The sequence below is a fragment of the Acetatifactor muris genome (assembly GCF_024623325.1).
GTDB lineage: Bacteria > Bacillota > Clostridia > Lachnospirales > Lachnospiraceae > Acetatifactor > Acetatifactor muris.
Genome location: NZ_JANJZD010000019.1, coordinates 23249 through 40838, shown reverse-complemented (window position 1 = coordinate 40838; position 17590 = coordinate 23249). Strand labels below are relative to the sequence as shown.

The following is a 17590-nucleotide window of genomic DNA, read 5'->3' as shown; positions in this document are numbered from 1 at the left end:
GACATGTGGCAGGTTTGCTGTGGGCGTATGGGAGAAAGCCTGTGGGGAAAGGGATATGCATGGCAAGGACAGTAAGTATAGGAAATCAGGATTTTGAATCGATTCGGAGAGAAAACTATTTTTATGTGGACAAGACCCACTTCATCAAAGAATGGTGGGAGTGTGGGGACAGTGTAACATTGATTAACCGTCCCAGAAGATTCGGCAAGACATTGAATATGAATATGTTGGAGAAATTCTTTTCCGTAGAATATGCGGGCAGGGAAGATTTGTTCCAAGGACTGTGCATATGGGAAGAGGAGAAATACAGGGCTCTTCAGGGCACTTACCCGGTCATCATGCTCAGTTTTGCCAAAGTGAAAGAGACAACATACCGGAATGCCCAAAAGAAAATGTGCCAGATTATCGCGTCGGTTTACAATCATTTCTCCTATCTGCTGGACAGGGAAAAACTGAATGAGCAGGAAAAGGAATATTTCCGAAAGATTTCCGTGGACATGGAAGAATATGTTGCCACAGATGCCATAGGCGTTTTATCAGAAATCCTCTTTCGGTATTATGGGAAAAAGGTAATAGTGCTTCTGGATGAATATGACACACCTATGCAGGAGGCCTACGTAAATGGGTATTGGGAGGAAATGGTTTCCTTTACCAGAAGTCTGTTTAATGCTACATTCAAGACAAACCCTTATCTGGAGCGTGCGCTCATGACAGGGATCACAAGAGTGAGCATAGCTTCTTGCGAAGCATTGGAGTCCATGTTTTCGGATTTGAATAATCTGGAGGTAGTGACGGTAACCTCGGAAAAATACATGGACAGTTTTGGGTTCACGGAAGAAGAAGTGTTCACTGCCCTGAATGAGTTTGGTTTGTCCGGCAGAAAAGAAGAGGTGAAGGAGTGGTATGACGGCTTCATTTTCGGAAGCATTTCGGATATTTATAATCCCTGGTCCATTATCAATTATCTGGATAAAGGGAAATTAGGTCTATACTGGATTAACACCAGTTCCAACAGCCTGGCCGGCTACAGAAGCGGAGCTGGCTGATACGGTGAAGGAAGCGCTGAAACAGATTGAGGAAAAACAGTATGAAGCTATATTGCGGGCAAGAGGAATTCCGACAAAACGAATTAAAAAGTATGGTTTTGCGTTCTGCGGAAAAAAGGTTCTGATTGGGAAAGCCGGATGATGATTGATAAAGAGAGTTCTAGAACAATAGTATTTTGATTGGGTGGTAATATTATGGTAAATACAGATAGGATGACAGCGGAAATGATAAAAGAGCTTTCTGAAATATCTGATTATGGATTAGTGTCAGCAAGGTATAATGAATGAAGGACTGACCGTGGGCTGAGAAATCATGGGAGGTGAAGGAATGCTGTCAAAGGAAATGAGAGAGGAATTGATATGGGGTTTTACGGATATCTTTAGAAATAATATTACCATGATTATTTTATACGGCTCAGCGGCGAGGGGCGACGCAACGGAAGAAAGTGATATTGATATTGCGATTGTCGTGAGGAGCCAGATGGATGAAGCGACAAAGAGGCGCTTCTTAAGCTGGGCTGCCGACATGGACATCCGATATGAAAGAGTTTTTTCAATCGTGGATATAGAGGAAAGCAATATGAAGAAATGGGAGGATGTACTTCCTTTTTACCGGAATGTGAAAAAGGAGGGGATTGTTTTATGGAAAGCAGCTTGAAGGAACTGGCTATTCCATTTCCTATGGTTCTCAGGAACATGATTTGCCAATCCGTATTACAAGCGTATCGCCATTTTCTTTGCAGTCTGCGCTGTCAATTGCTATAGCCAATGTGGACAAGCCATTTATCGCAATGTGGGTCAATACAAGAGTAGATATCTGGCTCTGGCTGCGAACCGGAAAATGGTGCAGCTCACCGACTCTTGTTGGTTGGTGAGCTGTGCTATGCGTATTCTCCATCTATTAACTTAATTTTACCGTTCCTGGTCATGTTCCCGATTAGTAAAAAATTCCACATCAGCTCCCCCAAGCCAGTCATATCCCTCAGAAATCCTTCATACAATGGAAAAAAGGTATCTTAAAGGGGTATTCCTTTGAAGGATTATATCGAAGAGCGTGCCGTCAGCATCGCCAATTATATCATTGATTCCAATGCCACAGTACGGCAGACAGCCAAGGCTTTCGGAGTGAGCAAGAGCACGGTACATAAGGATGTAACAGAACGCCTGACCCAGGTCAATCCCGCGCTGGCGGCGGAGGCCAGAAAGGTATTGGATGTGAACAAATCCGAACGGCATATTCGAGGAGGGCTTGCCACGAAGGAGAAGTATCTGCACCAGCAAGGGAGTCTGGTGTAGGAAATTAATCCATGAGGAAACAGAAAATCCACCGGCAGACAGCAGAAGCTGCAGGTGGATTTTGTGATGTTCAGGACGCGTGAATATATAAAGCTTTCCGTCCTGAAACTTTTGTGGATTTTATTTGCATAATAACTCTGTTTAAAGTAAAATAACTGTAAAAAGGAATGATAAGAAATCGGGCATCCGACGCAGGAGGAAGTTGACAGAGCTGTGAGATTTTTCAGCGGACTGGAAGCAGAGGAAAAGTAAGGAAAAGTTCATGTGCTGACAGAAATCGAGAGACAGGAATTGCCTCTGAGTCACAGCAAATGTGGATAATTCAGCGAGGAACAGAAATGAGAAATGGTTTGAATACAAAAATTATACTGGCGGCTGCAGTGCTCACAGTGACGGTGGTATCAGCCGGCTGCGGAGATGAGAGTGAAGGCCCCGTACAGGTGCATCCGGTGGAACTTACCTCCGGGGAGAGCGGAGAGTCGGACGGGGAGGGAGCCCTGCCGGAGGGCAGTGTATCCTCCGAAGGAAATCAGGAGGAAAGTTCCCGGGGAGAGAATGGGGAAGGTACAGGGCAGCAGGAGACACAGAAAGATCAGCCCCCGGGAAACCGGAGTGAGGAAGCCGGGCACACGGGAGACGGGGCGTTTGGCTTTGATAACCTCACCGGCTGGACTTTTTCGTTCAGCAGCGGCGTGGGGGCCTGGTTTACGGAGCTTTTTATTGAGGGTGACGGCAGCTTCGAAGGGCATTATCAGGATGCTGACATGGGAGACATGGGGGAAAACTATCCCAATGGAACCTTGTATCTGTGTGATTTTACAGGCAGCTTTGGGGAGCTGGAGAAGGTGGACGAGTATACTTACAAAATGAAGCTGCTTTCGCTGGTCTATGAGCAGGAGCCTGAAAAAGAAGAGATTGTAGACGGTGTCCGCCAGATCTATTCCACTGCCAGCGGGCTGGTGGGCGGGGAGGAATTTTACCTGTATCTCCCGGGTGCAAAGCTGGACGATCTGCCGGAAGAGTATCTGTACTGGGTAAACGCATACAATCTGGAGGATAACGGGAAAAAGGAGATTTCTTTTTACGGTTTATACAATATTGAGATGCAGGCAGGCTTTTTCAGCAATCAGTATGAGGAACAGAGCCTTGAGGAAAGGATTGCCATGGAGATCTCTTTTGCGGAGGAGCGCGAGTGGATTGCAGCAAAGGACGCGGAAGTGGAAGCCGCCGGACAGGCGGCTGCAGGCGGGAGCGTGCAGTCCATGGATCAGTCTCTGAGAGCGGCGGAACTGACCCAAAAAAGAGTGTATGAGCTGGCGGAATATGCGAAGTGAAAAGGGCCGTCACATCATCATGGCTATGAGCTGGTCCCTGTGCACGGCGTCATCTGCACCTTTGACTTTTGACGCCTGTCCTTCCAGTTCCATTTTATTTACGGCGGCACGCATGAGCTTTTCCTGGAAGTCTTTCTTTTCCTGTTCTGCTTTCTGGGCTCTTCGTTCCGCTCTGGCGCGGTTCTGCAGTTTCAGAGTATTTTCCATTGAATGTAAGAGTTGAGTCATATCGTTCATAGTCTTCGCTCCTGTTCCGGATTTACAGGTACCTGTAAATCCTCATGGGTGTGATTTATTACATATTATATCGGCCGCTTTTGCGATTTCTGAAGTTCCGCATGTCTGCTTATCGTGCTGAAAAGGAAAAAGATAAAAGTGAAAGGGCAGCACAAAATAGTCTGTGCAACAGGATAATCTATGAAAAATGGAGCCGGGAAAAGGCTTAAAGCAAGGAGGGACTTATGAAATTTCAGAATGGATGCTGGCTTTTAAAGGAAGGCTTTGGCAGATTTTCGCCGCAGCAGGTGTATGACTGCAGAATTACCGGGGAGGAGGTGCTGCTCTGCGCACCCACCAGAACAGTCGGCGGCCGGGGCAACACCATAGACGGCATCAATCTTACCGTTCGGATTACCGCGCCCATGCCGGAAATCATTCGTGTGCAGACATGGCATCACAGGGGAACGGTAAAGAGAGGACCGGAATTTGCGCTGAATCTGGAAAAGGAAAGCAGTTCGGCGGGGAAAAATCTCCTGGCCGTGGAGGAGACCGAGAGCAGTATCATCATAAAAAGCGGTGGCTTAAGTCTGGTGATTGGCCGGCAGGCCTGGAGTATGCGCTATGAGCGTGACGGAAAGCTGCTGACGAAGAGCGGTCCCGGAGATCTGGCCTATCTGAAGGAGAATTGGAAGGGAATGGCTTACGACACAGGAGGAGGCGCCTATATGCGGCAGCAGCTGGGCCTGTCCGTGAACGAGAAGATATACGGACTGGGCGAGCGGTTCGGCGCTTTCGTGAAAAACGGTCAGTCCATATCCATCTGGAATGAGGACGGAGGCACCAGCACGGAGCAGTCCTATAAAAATATTCCTTTCTATCTGTCTGACAGAGGGTATGGTGTGTTCGTCAGCCATCCGGAGCGGGTGGAATTTGAAGTGGGGACAGAACAGGTGAACAAGGTGGGATTTTCCGTGGAAGGGGAGTGCCTGGATTATTATCTCATCAGCGGTTCCAGTATGAAGCAGGTTCTGGAGCGGTATACGGATCTGACCGGGAAGCCGTCGCTGCCGGCGCCCTGGACCTTTGGCCTGTGGCTTTCCACCTCGTTTACCACGGATTATGATGAGGCTACGGTGATGCATTTTGTAGACGGCATGCTGGAGAGGGGAATCCCCCTGTCTGTGTTCCATTTTGACTGCTGCTGGATGAAGGAATTCCACTGGACGGACTTTATCTGGGACGAGAGAGTGTTCCCTGACCCGGAGGGGATGCTTGCCAGAATCAAAGCAAAAGGCATCAAAGTCTGCGTGTGGATAAATCCCTATATGGGTCAGGAGTCCGCGCTTTTTGAAGAGGGGATGGAGAAGGGGTACTTTCTGAAGAGGCCCAATGGAGACGTGTGGCAGTGGGACATGTGGCAGTCGGGCATGGCCATTGTGGATTTCACGAATCCGGAGGCGGTGAAATGGTATCAGCAGGGGCTGGAGAAGCTGCTGGATATGGGAGTGGACTGTTTTAAGACAGACTTCGGGGAGAGGATTCCCACGGAGGTGGTCTATTATAACGGGGCTGACCCCATGAAAATGCACAACTTTTATACGTACCTGTACAATAAGGCAGTCTACGAGCTGCTGGAGAGGAAGAGAGGGAAAGGGGAGGCTGTACTTTTTGCCCGGTCCGCCACTGCAGGAGGACAGAAGTTCCCGGTGCACTGGGGCGGAGACTGCTGGTCCGATTATGAGTCCATGGAACAGAGCCTTCGGGGCGGCTTGTCTCTGACCAGCTCCGGATTCGGCTTCTGGAGTCATGATATCGGCGGCTTTGAGAGCAGGTCCACACCGGATGTGTACAAGCGCTGGTGTGCCTTCGGGCTGCTGTCCACCCATTCCAGACTTCACGGCTCCTCCTCCTACAGAGTACCCTGGCTTTACGATGAGGAAAGTGTGGAGGTGGTGCGCTTTTTCACCCGTCTGAAGGCGTCTCTGATGCCTTACCTGTATCGGAATGCCATAGAGACAGCCCGGACGGGGGTACCCATGATGCGGAGTATGGCTCTGGAATTCGAAAAGGACAGAAACTGTGCTTATCCGGCAAATCAGTACATGCTGGGGGATTCCCTGCTGGTGGCGCCGATTTTCAATGAGGAGGGCATGGCGGAGTATTACCTGCCGGAGGGAAGATGGACGGCATTCCTCACCGGAGAAGAGCGGGAAGGAGGCAGGTGGTACCGGGAGAAGCACGGTTATCTGAGCATTCCCCTTTATGTGCGGGAAAGCAGTGTGGTGGCCGTGGGAGCCTGTGATGACGGGCCGGTCTATGAGTATGCGCGGGACGTAACCTTTCGGGTATATGCACCTGGGGACGGGGAAGAGACCGGTACGGTAGTCTATGACGGACAGGCACAGCAGGATACATTGGTGCGGATAGAGAGGCAGGGGAAGCAGTACAGGGTGGATGTGACCGGGGACAAGCCCTGCAGGGTGATTCTGGTGAATGCGGGAAGCAGGGCAAAGGTCAGTGGCGCAGCCTGGGAAGTCAGGGGGAAGGATATCATTCTTGCTTTTGAAAAAAGCGGGATGGCCCAGGTGGAGGCAGAAGCTTTTTCCGGAATGAGTTGAAGCCGGATTCACCTGTTGAGCTGTCGGCGGAAGCAGCAGTTCGTCAGACCGATATCTGTAGTTAACATTTCGACAGTTTTCTGTAACATATAAGTATTGAGGAATCCGGAAGAATCCGGTATTCTGAGATTGTAAAGAAAACATATCATAATAAGCGCGGCAGGTCGGGAAGTCCCGGACAGCGTGCGGAAAAGAGGTAGGGATGAAGATTCTGGTCACAGGCGGTGCCGGATTTATCGGCAGTCATACGGTGGTAGAGCTGCAGCAGGCAGGCTATGATGTGGTAGTAGTTGATAATTTATGTAATTCCAGCGAGAAATCTTTACAGCGCGTGGAAGCAATTACGGGGAAGAAGGTTCCTTTTTACAAGGCGGATATTCTGGACAGAAATGCGCTGGAAGAGATTTTTACCAGGGAGAAAGTGGATGCGGTTATTCACTTTGCAGGACTGAAGGCAGTGGGGGAGTCTGTTCAGAAGCCCTGGGAATATTATGAGAACAATATTGCAGGTACCCTGACTCTGGTGGATGTAATGCGTGGGCAGGGGGTAAAAAATATTATCTTCTCTTCCAGTGCTACGGTCTATGGGAATCCGGCAGTGATACCGATTACGGAGGACTGTCCCAAAGGACAGTGTACGAATCCTTACGGCTGGACCAAATCCATGCTGGAACAGATTCTCTCCGATATCCAGAGAGCCGACACAGAATGGAATGTGATTCTGCTGCGTTATTTTAATCCCATCGGTGCTCACAAAAGCGGTACCATGGGAGAGAATCCCAACGGGATTCCCAACAATCTGATGCCCTATATCACACAGGTGGCTGTAGGAAAGCTGCCGCAGCTGGGAGTGTTCGGTGACGACTATGATACGCCTGACGGAACGGGCGTGAGAGATTATATTCATGTGGTGGACCTGGCTGTGGGACATGTGAAAGCATTGAAAAAGATTGAAGAGAGAGCAGGGCTGAAGATTTATAACCTGGGTACAGGCGTCGGCTATAGTGTACTGGATATCGTGAGGAATTTCGAGGAAGCCACGGGAGTAAAGGTTCCCTATGTCATCAAGCCCAGACGGGACGGTGACATTGCCGCCTGCTATGCCGATGCGGGCCTTGCCAGAGAGGAGCTGGGATGGACGGCACAGTACGGTATCCGGGAGATGTGCGAGGATTCCTGGAGATGGCAGAAGAATAATCCGAACGGGTATGAGAATTAGAATAGAAACGGCATAATTACCACTGGGAATGACACAAGAGATTTTCTTAGCGGGCGTACGGAAGAGGTGTGCTGTGCACGCTGCCGGCCGCTAAGAAAATCTTATTTCGTTTATATTTTTATGCCACATAGGAATACATAAAGATGAAATGGCATACGCTTCCGGCCATGACGAAGAGATGAAATACTTCATGAGAGCCGAATTCTCTGTGTTTGGAGTTGAACAGAGGAAGCTTCAGAGCATAGACGATCCCTCCTATGGTGTAGACAATGCCCCCTGCCAGGAGCCACAGAAACGCCGCCGTGGAGAGTGTGTCGAACAGCCTGCCGAACACCAGCACACAGACCCAGCCCATGGCGATATAGATAATCGAGGAAAACCATTTGGGACAGGTAATCCAGAAGGCCTTGATCAGCATTCCTGCCAGAGCAATACCCCACACAAGGGCCAGTAAAGTATAGCCCACATGGCCTCCCAGCACAATCAGGCATACCGGCGTATAGGAGCCTGCAATCAGGACAAAAATCATCATATGGTCCAGCTTGCGGAAGATTCGTAAATATTTTCCGGTGAGATTCACGGAATGATATGTGGCGCTGGCGCCGTAAAGCAGAATCATACTTGCCATGAATATGGCCATGGCGGTGAAATTCTCTGCCCCGGAGGACATACCGGCCTTGACAAGCAGCGGCACCGATGCAAAAAGGGCCATCATCATGCCGATAAAATGGGTAATAGCGCTTCCTGGTTCTCTGATTGTAATCTGCATATTGATACCTCCATTCCGGTTATTATTATATTTGATAAGCTGCTTTGTGTGATAAATCTGAGACAGCAGTATCAATCCTGATATTTTATCATACGCATCCGCAGAAACTGCGTGAGAAAGCTTTCGAAACCTTCAATTAAATATTGTGCATATGATATGTAGTTTTTAAAACTATATCATGGATATAATGATATTATACCCGGATTGGAGAAATGTCAATACTAATCTTCTTCAATTATCTGAATTTCCAGATAGTCAAATTCAATTCCCTCTATAAAATTGTCCTGTGTAAAACGGGCTTTGCTGTGCCGTTTGAACTCGGCGACTGTCTTATCCAGCCAGATGGGTTTTCCCAGATCAAACTGATAACAGACTTCCTCCAGAGCGCGGAAAACTTTGTGGGTTCTGGTATCGGAACTTCCATCTTCGATGCAGGTATCCTGCAATATATGATTGTCTTTGAAGGTTCGTGCCCATAAGCGAAACATATTTCTTGCCTCCTTTGCAAATGTAGTATGACAGGGATATAATGACATACTAATGGATTCCGGGCATAAAATCCATATTTTTTTGCGAACAATGTACATTTTTGAGGAGATTCATGATATAATGAATGTCAGTGGGAAGAATAAGCCTGCTTATTCGGCAGACGGCGAATGTGATTACAGATGCGGATCTCTGTGATACGTGTCTGTGATATGTGCGCGTCAGTGGAGAGAATAAGCCGGTACAAAGGAAACGATAAAGGAGCTGGCATGGAACTGAGGGAAGGCAATGGAGAAGGAATTGATACCTGGGAAGAGGTTATCCTTATATACAATGCGGCCTTGAAAATGATTGAGACCAGGATGGCGATTCTGAATGACGAATTTCAGCATGTGCATCAGTACAATCCCATCGAACATATTAAGGCCCGTATCAAAACCCCTGAAAGCATTGTAAAAAAGTTGAAGAGAGACGGCCGTGAATCCACTATTGAGAATATGATCAAGTACGTGAATGACATTGCGGGTATCCGGATTATATGCTCTTTTACGTCTGATATATATCGAATAGTTGATATGCTGGGAGAGCAGAGAGACATTCATGTGATTGCGGTGAAAGACTATATCACTTTTCCGAAGACCAGCGGTTATAAAAGCTACCATATGATTGTCACTGTGCCGGTATATTTATCGGACAAGACAGTGGATGCAAAGGTGGAGATTCAGATCAGGACGGTAGCCATGGATTTCTGGGCCAGTCTGGAGCACAAGATTCACTATAAATTCGAGGGTGACGCGCCGGAAGATATTAAGACGGAACTGGTGGAATGTGCCAAAATGGTGACGGACCTGGATGCCAGGATGCTGAAGCTGAACGAAGAAATTCTGACGATTATCCGCGAGCGTGAGGAGTAGAATTTCTGTTACGGTTTAGCTGAAAGCTGAACTGCTTTGAAGTTTGGGAAGGAAGAAACAAGGCAATGCCGGGAGGAGAACAAATGGATATATTTACGGACAAGCTGGCTCAGAAACTGACAGCGCAGGAGATTATCAGGGCAAATACCGCGGCGGACACAGAGGAACTGAACAGACTGAAAAACCGGTCGGCAGAGTATACGGAATGTCTGGGTAAGATGCAGAAGCTGATTGAGGAAGGCACCGAGAAGCTTTCAGGTATGCGCACAGACAGCGATGAGACCGGTCAGGCACTGCGCGGGGAAATGGAAGAGCTCAGGACGATGCTGGGACAGCTCAGGGAGCAGATGGATGGAATGGACAAGGCCCTGGGCTTTCAGCTGGAAGCCGCGCTGAGAGGGCCCGGTGAGAAGCTTGATCAGCTCTGCGGCCAGCTGGAAGCACAGTCATCGGCGCAGCTGACTGAGAAATTTGATGCCCTGGAGGAGAATGTACACAAAGAATGCGTGAAAGTATATCGCAATGTGCAGGCTGTGCTGGTAGAGGAAAGCAGCAGGCAGGGCGATGGTCTGACAGACGTGAAGACAGGTGTGACCTCCCTGAAGGGAAAGATGAATGCCATTCTGACACTTTCTGTACTGGCCATGATTTTTTCACTGCTGGGCATAGTGATGCAGATCCTGGGACGGCTGAATATGCTGCCTTTCTAGAGCGTGCAGATGGCGGGAATGAATTGTCAGACACGCTCCAGGAGGCGTGGAGGAAAGTATAAGATTATGGCGAAGGAATTGTGGAAACCGGGAAATATGCTCTATCCCCTGCCGGTGGTTATGGTGAGTATGGCGGACAGAGACGGGAAAAAGAATATCATTACCATTGCATGGGCGGGTACCGTATGCACGAATCCGCCCATGCTCAGTATCTCCGTGAGACCGGAAAGGTATTCTTATCCGATTCTGAAGGAGACAGGGGAATTTGTGGTGAACCTGACCACCAGGGAACTGGCTTATGCCACCGATTACTGCGGGGTGAAGAGCGGCAGGGAAGTGGACAAGTTCAGGGAGACAGGGCTGACACCTCTTCCGGCGGAGAATGTGAAGGCGCCCCTGATCGGAGAGAGTCCTGTGAATCTGGAGTGCAGAGTATGTCAGATGATGCCTCTGGGATCTCATCACATGTTCCTTGCAGAAGTTACAGCTGTCCATGCAGATGGAAGATTTATGGATGAGAAGAACAAATTTCATCTGGAAAAAGCGGACCCGATAGTCTATTCTCACGGCGCCTATTATGTGTGCGGAGAGCAGCTGGGAACCTTTGGATACAGTGTAAAAAGGACGGGATAGCATGACGTTGACCAATAGACTGGAACGCTATGAAAAGAGAACAGACAGATGCCTTTTCGGAATCCTGCTGGTGCTGTATTCGATGCTGATGTTCGTGCTGTTCTACAGGCAGGCCATCGAATACCAGGGGATTTATTTTTCTGACATGAAGGCATACATACTGGAGACGCAGGGACTGGAAAGCGGGTATGAATTCCCGTACCGTTTTCTGTTCTGGCTCTCGAGAATCTGGATGCCGGTGATGGGGGCGGAAGCTGCGGTGGCTTTTTCCACCACATTCCTGAATTCTCTGAGTGTGCTTCTGCTGAAATATTACATGGAGAAAACGTTAAAAGAGTATGCCCGCAGGCAGCAGGTGAAGTGGAACCTTCTGTGGGACGCGGCAGTAAATCTGGCGGTATTTTCTCTTTTTTTTGTATCCATGTACTATGGCCCCAAAGATGAAAAAATCTGGGGGTATCAGTATATTTACCGCTGCAACGGTATCCTGACGCCCAATCCATACTGGAATGCAACCTATCTGGCCGTGAGGCCTTTTTCCATTATCTGCTTCTTCCTGACGGCAGAGCTTCTGGAAAAGTATGAAAGCGAAATCCCCGTGAAAAAGGCGGTGTATCTGTCACTGTTCAGCTTTCTTGCCGCCTTTACCAAACCAAGCTTTACCTTCATTTTGCTGCCGGTGGTGGGGCTGACGCTTCTGTACCGTCTGCTGGCTGCCGGATTTGCCAGCTGGAAGAACACGTTACTGTTCGGCTGTTGCTTTCTGCCCACAGGATTTCTGCTTATTTTCCAGTTTCTGGGCGTGTTTACCGGGCAGAACATGCACGGGGAGGAGACGGGAATCGGAATCGAGCTGGGAAAAGCCTGGCATATCCATTCTTTTAACATTCCGCTGAGTATCCTGCTGGCGCTGCTGTTTCCATTCTGTGTGCTGGCTCTGAATTTCAGGGAACTGAGAAGGAACAGGGAGTTCAGACTGGCCTGGCAGCTGATGGCGGCGGGGCTGCTGAGCTTTCTCTTCCTGTATGAAAAGGGGTTTCGTCTGGTGCATCTGAACTTTTCCTGGGGCTATATGCACGGACTTTTCTTTGTATTTGTAATCTGTGTACTGCAGATGCTGAAAAATCTCATGGGGTGGAAGCCCTGGATTTTCGGGGTGTTTGTGATACCGGAACTGTATCTGTATCTGTATCATCTGCAGTGCGGAATGGAATTTTTCCTGTATTTATATCAGGGAAATAACGCGGGGGTTTTCTGATGGAAGAGAGAAAAAGAGAGCGTTTGATTTTCTGGATCATTCTGATTGCGGCGGTGCTGGTCCGCTGCATTGGATTCGTGAGGATTCCCGCAGGAGTGAATCAGGATGAAGCCATGGCCGGCGTGGATGCATGGGCTCTGTCAAAATACGGAACAGATCGTTTCGGTATAAGGCTGCCGGTACATCTCACCGCCTGGAAATATGGACAGATGAGTGCACTGCTGTCCTACTGTATGATCCCCTTTATCAAACTTTTCGGATTCGGTACCCTGGCAGTCAGGCTTCCCATGCTTCTGGCCGGCTGCGGTTCCGTGGCACTGGTATATCTGGCCGGGAAAAGGCTTTTCAACGCCAGGGTGGCGCTGGGGCTGATGGCGCTTACTGCGGTAAATCCCTGGCATTTTATGCAGAGCCGCTGGTCCCTGGACTGCAACCTTTTTCCACATGTATTCCTGCTGGCCTTCTGGCTGTTGCTGCTGGGACTGGAAAAAAGGAGATATCTGTATGCTTCCATGATTTTCTTTGGCCTGACATTTTACTGCTATGGTGTGGCGGTTTATTCTGTGACTCCGTTTCTGGCAGTGTTCGCGCTGTGGTGTCTGTGGAAAAGGCAGCTGAAATGCAGGGAAATTCTGCTGTGTATCGCCTTGTTTTTGCTGGTGGCGCTGCCGGAGATTCTGGTGATGGCAATCAATTTCTTCGGGTGGTCCACAATTGAAACGCCGTTTTTTACCATGAGTTATTTTCCGGAAAGTATCCGTTCCGCAGATATTCTGTTCCTGAATTTTTCCTTTGAACAGCTGGGGCGCAACTTCCTTGCCATGATACGGACCTGTATTCTGCAGACACCCGATCAGCTGTACAATTCCCTTCCTGCTTTTGGCCCGCTCTATCATATCTCCATTCCCTTTATGCTGTTGGGAGCGGTGTCTTTTACAGGGGATATGTGCCGGGAAAAGGATATGGACCGGAAGACGGAAATGCTGGCTTTGTGGGGATTTTTACTTACCGGGATCTGGACGGGACTTCTCACGTTTGAAGTGAATGTAAACAGAATCAATATCATTTATTTTCCGCTGATTTTCATGTGCGGATACGGCATCTGGAAAGTGGTCAGGCGCTGGAAGAGGACGCTTCCCTTTATCGGAGCTGCTTACGCAGTATGCTTTGGGCTGTTTCTGGGAACCTACTTTACTACATTTGCCGGAGAAATCGGCAGACTTTTCAATGTAAATTTCCTGGAAGCAGTGAAGGAAGCGGACGGGGAGACAGAGTATGCCAGGCTGTATATTACCGGGAATATGGACTGGCAGTATAACCTGTCCATGGCGGAGATTCTGACGCATTATGCATGCGAAATTGACGCTGCTTATTATCAGGAGAAAACGAATTATAACGGTGGCCGGGAGCTTCTTCCCTACAGTGAAAGGTATCACTTTATCAATGTGGACTATGAACAGACGGCGGATGCGGAGGGACTGTACCTGATTCACATATCCGAGCTGGACAGAATGCCTTTTGCATATCGGGTGTTGAAAGAGGAGGGAAATTATTACCTGCTGGTGCCGGCCGAACCGGAATGAGGAAGGATGTGCTGTGCGTTGAGGGCAGAGCTGTACAAAGTTGTTACAAAAATGATGCATAAAATCCCGGACAGCGGGGGAGAATCAACTTTACAAGCGGAGAAAATATTGATACAATAGGCGATACAGCGCAGTTTCTCATGCCGGGATAAGACAAATGCCGGAGAAGGGGCAATGGTCCCATGTGAAACCGGCTGTAATACAAATGTATGGCTGCCGCTGAGTATAGCTGGAAGAAATTGGAAGACGGATGAAAAAGAAGAAAAATTATAAAAAATACAAATTTACATATATTAAAGCTACAGTGACCACACTTTTTCTGGGTGTGATGCTGGTGAAAGGATATACGCCTTATGAGCAGGCGGGAGAGAACTTTTTTCACATACAGATAAACGGCCGGGATGTGGGAACCCTGGGGGATAAGGAACAGATAGAAGAACTGCTGCTGCAGGCCCGGAAGAATGTGGCGGCTTCCAGTGACGAGCTGATGTTCATGGAGACGGACATGGTTGTTCTGGGAGAGGAAGTGCTCTGGGGAGAGGTGGATAAGGAAGAGGATGTGCTGCTGAGAATGGAGCAGGCGCTGAAATCCGGAATACGTGAAACCATGCACCGCTCCTATACGCTGAAGCTGAACGAGTATATCATTAATCTTGCCAGTCTGGAAGATGTACAGGCACTGCTTCAGGCTGCCATTGACAAGTATGGCAATGACGGAAAATTTACCGTGGCTCTGAGAAATGTCTCAGACCGGGAATTCAGTGTACTGAGCGCGGAAGTGGCGGAGGCCGACGAGGAAGAGGAACAGGTGCGGCCCGCTTACACGGAAGCGGGGGTACAGTGTGTGATTTCCGGAATCACAGGGGAGCCGGAGACAAAGGAGAGAACAGACTTCTCGGATTATGAGCTGGGCATTCAGAGCATGGCCTTTGCCGAGGATGTGGAGATTGTGGAGGTATATCTGCCGGAAAGCCAGCTGACATCCCTGGAGGATGCCGTCAATCTGGTGGTCATGGAACAGGAGACACCCAGTATATATGAGGTGGTTTCCGGAGATACCCTGTCTGAAATCGCCATAAAGGTCAACATTCCCATGGACAAAATCGTGGAGATGAACGACAGTCTGGAAGACGAGGAAAGTACACTGCACATTGGGGATAAGCTTTTTATCACAGTGCCGGAACCGGAGCTGTCCGTGACCAGAGTGGAAGAGAACTATTATGAGGAAAGCTATGACGCGGACATAGTTTATATTGACAATGACAACTGGTATACCACGAAGACCGTGGTGCATCAGCAGCCTTCTGCGGGCTTCCGCAAGGTAGTGGCGGATGTGACTTATATGAATGACAAGGAAATCAGCCGTGAAATCCTGAAGGAAGAGGTTGTCATGGAGGCTGTGGCGAAGGTAGTAGAGAGAGGGACCAGAATTCCTCCCACTTATATCAAGCCCATCTCGGGCGGCCGCCAGAGCTCGGGCTTCGGCAGGAGGAATGCACCCACCAAAGGCGCCAGCTCCTATCATAAGGGGATTGACTGGGCCACGCCTACGGGAACGGCTGTCTATGCATCCTGCGGCGGTACGGTTACCAGAGCCGGATGGGGAAGTGGTTACGGCTATGTGGTCTATATCGATCACGAGGACGGAAGACAGACCAGGTACGGCCATCTCAGCAAAGTGCTGGTCAATGTGGGACAGCAGGTGAAGCAGGGGGAGAAGATTGCACTCAGCGGAAATACCGGCGTCAGTACAGGACCCCATATCCACTTTGAGATATTGATCAACGGTTCCCAGGTAGACCCGCTGAAGTATCTGGATTGATGCATGAGAATGCATGTTCGGTTTACAAATGAGGGAAAATGTGGTAATATTGCTTTTGTTAAAGAATAAGAAAGTAATTTTACTATAGATAATTGAATAAAGCAATCAATCTCAGGCAGAGGAAAATAAGATGGAACAATATGCAATCAAAGGTGGAAATCCTCTGGTTGGCGATGTGGAAATAGCGGGCGCGAAGAATGCGGCACTCCCGGTTTTTGCTGCGGCAGCCATGACGGATGAAACCGTATATATAGACAATATTCCGGATGTAAGCGACATTGAGGTGATTTTAAACGCCATGAGCAGTATCGGCGTGACAGTGAAACGAATTGACAGGCATAAAGTTTTGATAAATGCCGGAAATATCCACAATCTGACTATTGAAAATGAGGGGTGTAAGAAGATCAGAGGCTCCTATTATCTGCTGGGAGCGTTCCTGGGAAAGTATAAACATGCGGAGGTGGTACTGCCGGGGGGCTGTGACATCGGCTACCGGGCCATCGACCAGCATTTGAAAGGATTTCGGGCGTTGGGCGCGGAGGTGATCATCGAGCATGGTCTGATTAAGGCCAGGGCGGAGCATCTCCGGGGCGGACATGTATATATGGATAAAGTCAGTGTGGGTGCCACCATCAATGTGATGATGGCGGCGGCGCTTGCGGAGGGTGCCACCACCATTGAGAACTCTGCCAAAGAACCCCATGTGGTGGATGTGGCTAATTTCCTGAACAGTATGGGCGCCAATGTGAAGGGCGCGGGGACGGATGTCATCAGAATCAAGGGGGTACCCAGACTTCACGGCACAGACTATACCATTATTCCGGATCAGATAGAGGCCGGTACCTATATGTTTGCCGCGGCAGTGACAAAGGGCGATGTGACGGTTAAAAATGTCATTCCCAAACATCTGGAATCCATCACGGCCAAGCTGCTGGAGATTGGCTGTGAAGTGAAAGAGGCGGACGACAGTATCCGGGTGGTTGCGTCGAAGCCACTGGTGCACTCTCAGGTGCGGACCCTTCCTTACCCCGGCTTCCCCACGGACATGCAGCCCCAGATAACCGTGGCACTGGCGCTGGCGAAGGGAACCAGCATTGTGACGGAGAGCATCTATGAGAATCGCTTTAAATATGTGGACGAGTTAATCAGAATGGGCGCTGATATCAAGGTGGAAGGCGGCGACACGGCCATCATTGACGGCGTGGGCAAATATACGGGAGCCAGCATCACGGTGCCGGACCTTCGGGCGGGAGCGGCTCTTGTGACGGCGGCTCTGGCAGCGGAAGGATTTACTTTGGTGGACGACATCCGGTACATTGAGCGGGGATATGAAGACTTTCCCTTAAAACTGCGGAATCTGGGAGCCCAGATTGAGGTGGTGGAATCGGAAAAGGAATACCAGAAATTTAAGTTAAAGGTAGGATGAAGTTAAGACTGAAAATGTCAGGATAAACAGAAGATAGAACATTGGAAAAGCTGTTGCAGGATATGCAGCAGTTTTTTGTTGGGTTTTATTCCCGCGAGCAACGAGCCAAGCGGGCATGCTTGCATGTACATTTGGCGACTGCCGCGAGGGTCAAATACCCCGCTGCTCTGCAGCGCTACAAATTTGATGCCCCGTTGCTTGCAGCGGGGTCTTTGACTTGAGAAAAAAATCCATATTGTATCGTAATTCTGCCTATT

At 49.1% G+C, this 17590-nt stretch carries 17 protein-coding genes and 1 pseudogene; 15 read left to right on the top strand and 3 right to left on the bottom strand.

What is annotated here, in order from left to right; genetic code table 11:
• Positions 1-59: 59 nt before the first annotated feature.
• The 6 genes and pseudogenes from NSB25_RS17455 to NSB25_RS17430 all read left to right on the top strand — a co-directional run.
• Positions 60-1025: pseudogene (locus tag NSB25_RS17455) on the top strand (AAA family ATPase); the annotation flags it as partial.
• 25 nt (positions 1026-1050) lie between these two features.
• Positions 1051-1188 carry a PD-(D/E)XK nuclease domain-containing protein gene (locus NSB25_RS17450; protein WP_242982512.1) on the top strand — a complete coding sequence of 46 codons (138 nt, stop codon included), beginning with the start codon at positions 1051-1053 and terminating at the stop codon, positions 1186-1188.
• A 186-nt stretch (positions 1189-1374) separates the two neighbouring features.
• A complete protein-coding gene (locus NSB25_RS17445; protein WP_172455183.1) occupies positions 1375-1704 on the top strand; it encodes a nucleotidyltransferase domain-containing protein in 330 nt (109 codons plus the stop codon).
• Complete coding sequence (locus NSB25_RS17440) at positions 1682-1921, top strand: hypothetical protein (protein ID WP_146040103.1); 240 nt, start codon at positions 1682-1684, stop codon at positions 1919-1921. The genes NSB25_RS17445 and NSB25_RS17440 overlap by 23 nt, the downstream gene beginning before the upstream one ends.
• 157 nt (positions 1922-2078) lie before the next feature.
• Positions 2079-2342, top strand: a complete 264-nt coding sequence (gene spoIIID, locus NSB25_RS17435) for a sporulation transcriptional regulator SpoIIID (protein WP_103240812.1) — start codon at positions 2079-2081, stop codon at positions 2340-2342.
• Positions 2343-2692: 350 nt separating this feature from the next.
• Entirely contained in the window at positions 2693-3676 is a 984-nt protein-coding gene (locus tag NSB25_RS17430) for a lysozyme inhibitor LprI family protein (RefSeq protein ID WP_146040104.1), read from the top strand.
• Between the two features lie 9 nt (positions 3677-3685).
• Here NSB25_RS17430 and NSB25_RS17425 read toward each other — a convergent pair whose 3' ends face one another.
• Positions 3686-3913: a hypothetical protein gene (locus tag NSB25_RS17425; protein ID WP_103240814.1), complete on the bottom strand. Its 228-nt coding sequence runs from the start codon at positions 3911-3913 to the stop codon at positions 3686-3688.
• A 224-nt stretch (positions 3914-4137) separates the two neighbouring features.
• On the opposite strand from NSB25_RS17425, the gene yicI reads away from it, so the two are divergent.
• Together yicI and galE are read left to right on the top strand one after the other, a co-directional pair.
• Entirely contained in the window at positions 4138-6513 is a 2376-nt protein-coding gene (yicI, locus tag NSB25_RS17420) for an alpha-xylosidase (RefSeq protein ID WP_103240815.1), read from the top strand.
• A gap of 202 nt (positions 6514-6715) precedes the next feature.
• Complete coding sequence (gene galE / locus NSB25_RS17415; protein WP_103240816.1) at positions 6716-7732, top strand: UDP-glucose 4-epimerase GalE; 1017 nt, start codon at positions 6716-6718, stop codon at positions 7730-7732.
• A 118-nt stretch (positions 7733-7850) separates the two neighbouring features.
• Here galE and trhA read toward each other — a convergent pair whose 3' ends face one another.
• Both trhA and NSB25_RS17405 read right to left on the bottom strand, forming a co-directional pair.
• Positions 7851-8501 (bottom strand): PAQR family membrane homeostasis protein TrhA, encoded by a 651-nt coding sequence (trhA, locus tag NSB25_RS17410; RefSeq protein ID WP_103240860.1) that lies wholly within the window; start codon positions 8499-8501, stop codon positions 7851-7853.
• 221 nt (positions 8502-8722) lie between these two features.
• Entirely contained in the window at positions 8723-8989 is a 267-nt protein-coding gene (locus NSB25_RS17405) for a hypothetical protein (RefSeq protein ID WP_103240817.1), read from the bottom strand.
• Positions 8990-9256: 267 nt separating this feature from the next.
• Between NSB25_RS17405 and NSB25_RS17400 the strand changes: the two genes are divergently transcribed.
• The 7 genes from NSB25_RS17400 (at position 9257) to NSB25_RS17370 (ending at position 17333) form a co-directional block, all read left to right on the top strand.
• Positions 9257-9901: a GTP pyrophosphokinase gene (locus tag NSB25_RS17400; RefSeq protein ID WP_103240818.1), complete on the top strand. Its 645-nt coding sequence runs from the start codon at positions 9257-9259 to the stop codon at positions 9899-9901.
• Positions 9902-9984: 83 nt separating this feature from the next.
• Positions 9985-10611, top strand: coding sequence for a hypothetical protein (locus tag NSB25_RS17395; protein ID WP_146040105.1), 627 nt, complete (start codon positions 9985-9987; stop codon positions 10609-10611).
• 66 nt (positions 10612-10677) lie between these two features.
• Positions 10678-11244, top strand: coding sequence for a flavin reductase family protein (locus NSB25_RS17390; protein WP_103240820.1), 567 nt, complete (start codon positions 10678-10680; stop codon positions 11242-11244).
• Between the two features lies 1 nt (position 11245).
• Entirely contained in the window at positions 11246-12502 is a 1257-nt protein-coding gene (locus NSB25_RS17385; protein WP_103240821.1) for a hypothetical protein, read from the top strand.
• Positions 12502-14085 (top strand): ArnT family glycosyltransferase, encoded by a 1584-nt coding sequence (locus NSB25_RS17380; RefSeq protein ID WP_103240822.1) that lies wholly within the window; start codon positions 12502-12504, stop codon positions 14083-14085. The genes NSB25_RS17385 and NSB25_RS17380 overlap by 1 nt, the downstream gene beginning before the upstream one ends.
• Before the next feature lie 250 nt (positions 14086-14335).
• Positions 14336-15907, top strand: a complete 1572-nt coding sequence (locus NSB25_RS17375) for a M23 family metallopeptidase (protein WP_103240823.1) — start codon at positions 14336-14338, stop codon at positions 15905-15907.
• A gap of 130 nt (positions 15908-16037) precedes the next feature.
• On the top strand, positions 16038-17333 hold the full coding sequence (locus tag NSB25_RS17370) for a UDP-N-acetylglucosamine 1-carboxyvinyltransferase (protein WP_103240824.1): 1296 nt from the start codon (positions 16038-16040) through the stop codon (positions 17331-17333).
• The last annotated feature ends 257 nt before the right edge of the window (positions 17334-17590 follow it).

Coding starts and splice junctions, on each gene's coding strand:
- NSB25_RS17375 (WP_103240823.1), top strand. CDS start 14,336: ATGAAAAAGAAGAAAAATTATAAAAAATACAAATTTACATATATTAAA.
- NSB25_RS17390 (WP_103240820.1), top strand. CDS start 10,678: ATGGCGAAGGAATTGTGGAAACCGGGAAATATGCTCTATCCCCTGCCG.
- yicI (WP_103240815.1), top strand. CDS start 4,138: ATGAAATTTCAGAATGGATGCTGGCTTTTAAAGGAAGGCTTTGGCAGA.
- NSB25_RS17425 (WP_103240814.1), bottom strand. CDS start 3,913: ATGAACGATATGACTCAACTCTTACATTCAATGGAAAATACTCTGAAA.
- NSB25_RS17370 (WP_103240824.1), top strand. CDS start 16,038: ATGGAACAATATGCAATCAAAGGTGGAAATCCTCTGGTTGGCGATGTG.
- NSB25_RS17400 (WP_103240818.1), top strand. CDS start 9,257: ATGGAACTGAGGGAAGGCAATGGAGAAGGAATTGATACCTGGGAAGAG.
- galE (WP_103240816.1), top strand. CDS start 6,716: ATGAAGATTCTGGTCACAGGCGGTGCCGGATTTATCGGCAGTCATACG.
- NSB25_RS17380 (WP_103240822.1), top strand. CDS start 12,502: ATGGAAGAGAGAAAAAGAGAGCGTTTGATTTTCTGGATCATTCTGATT.
- NSB25_RS17445 (WP_172455183.1), top strand. CDS start 1,375: ATGCTGTCAAAGGAAATGAGAGAGGAATTGATATGGGGTTTTACGGAT.
- NSB25_RS17405 (WP_103240817.1), bottom strand. CDS start 8,989: ATGTTTCGCTTATGGGCACGAACCTTCAAAGACAATCATATATTGCAG.
- NSB25_RS17385 (WP_103240821.1), top strand. CDS start 11,246: ATGACGTTGACCAATAGACTGGAACGCTATGAAAAGAGAACAGACAGA.
- trhA (WP_103240860.1), bottom strand. CDS start 8,501: ATGCAGATTACAATCAGAGAACCAGGAAGCGCTATTACCCATTTTATC.
- NSB25_RS17395 (WP_146040105.1), top strand. CDS start 9,985: ATGGATATATTTACGGACAAGCTGGCTCAGAAACTGACAGCGCAGGAG.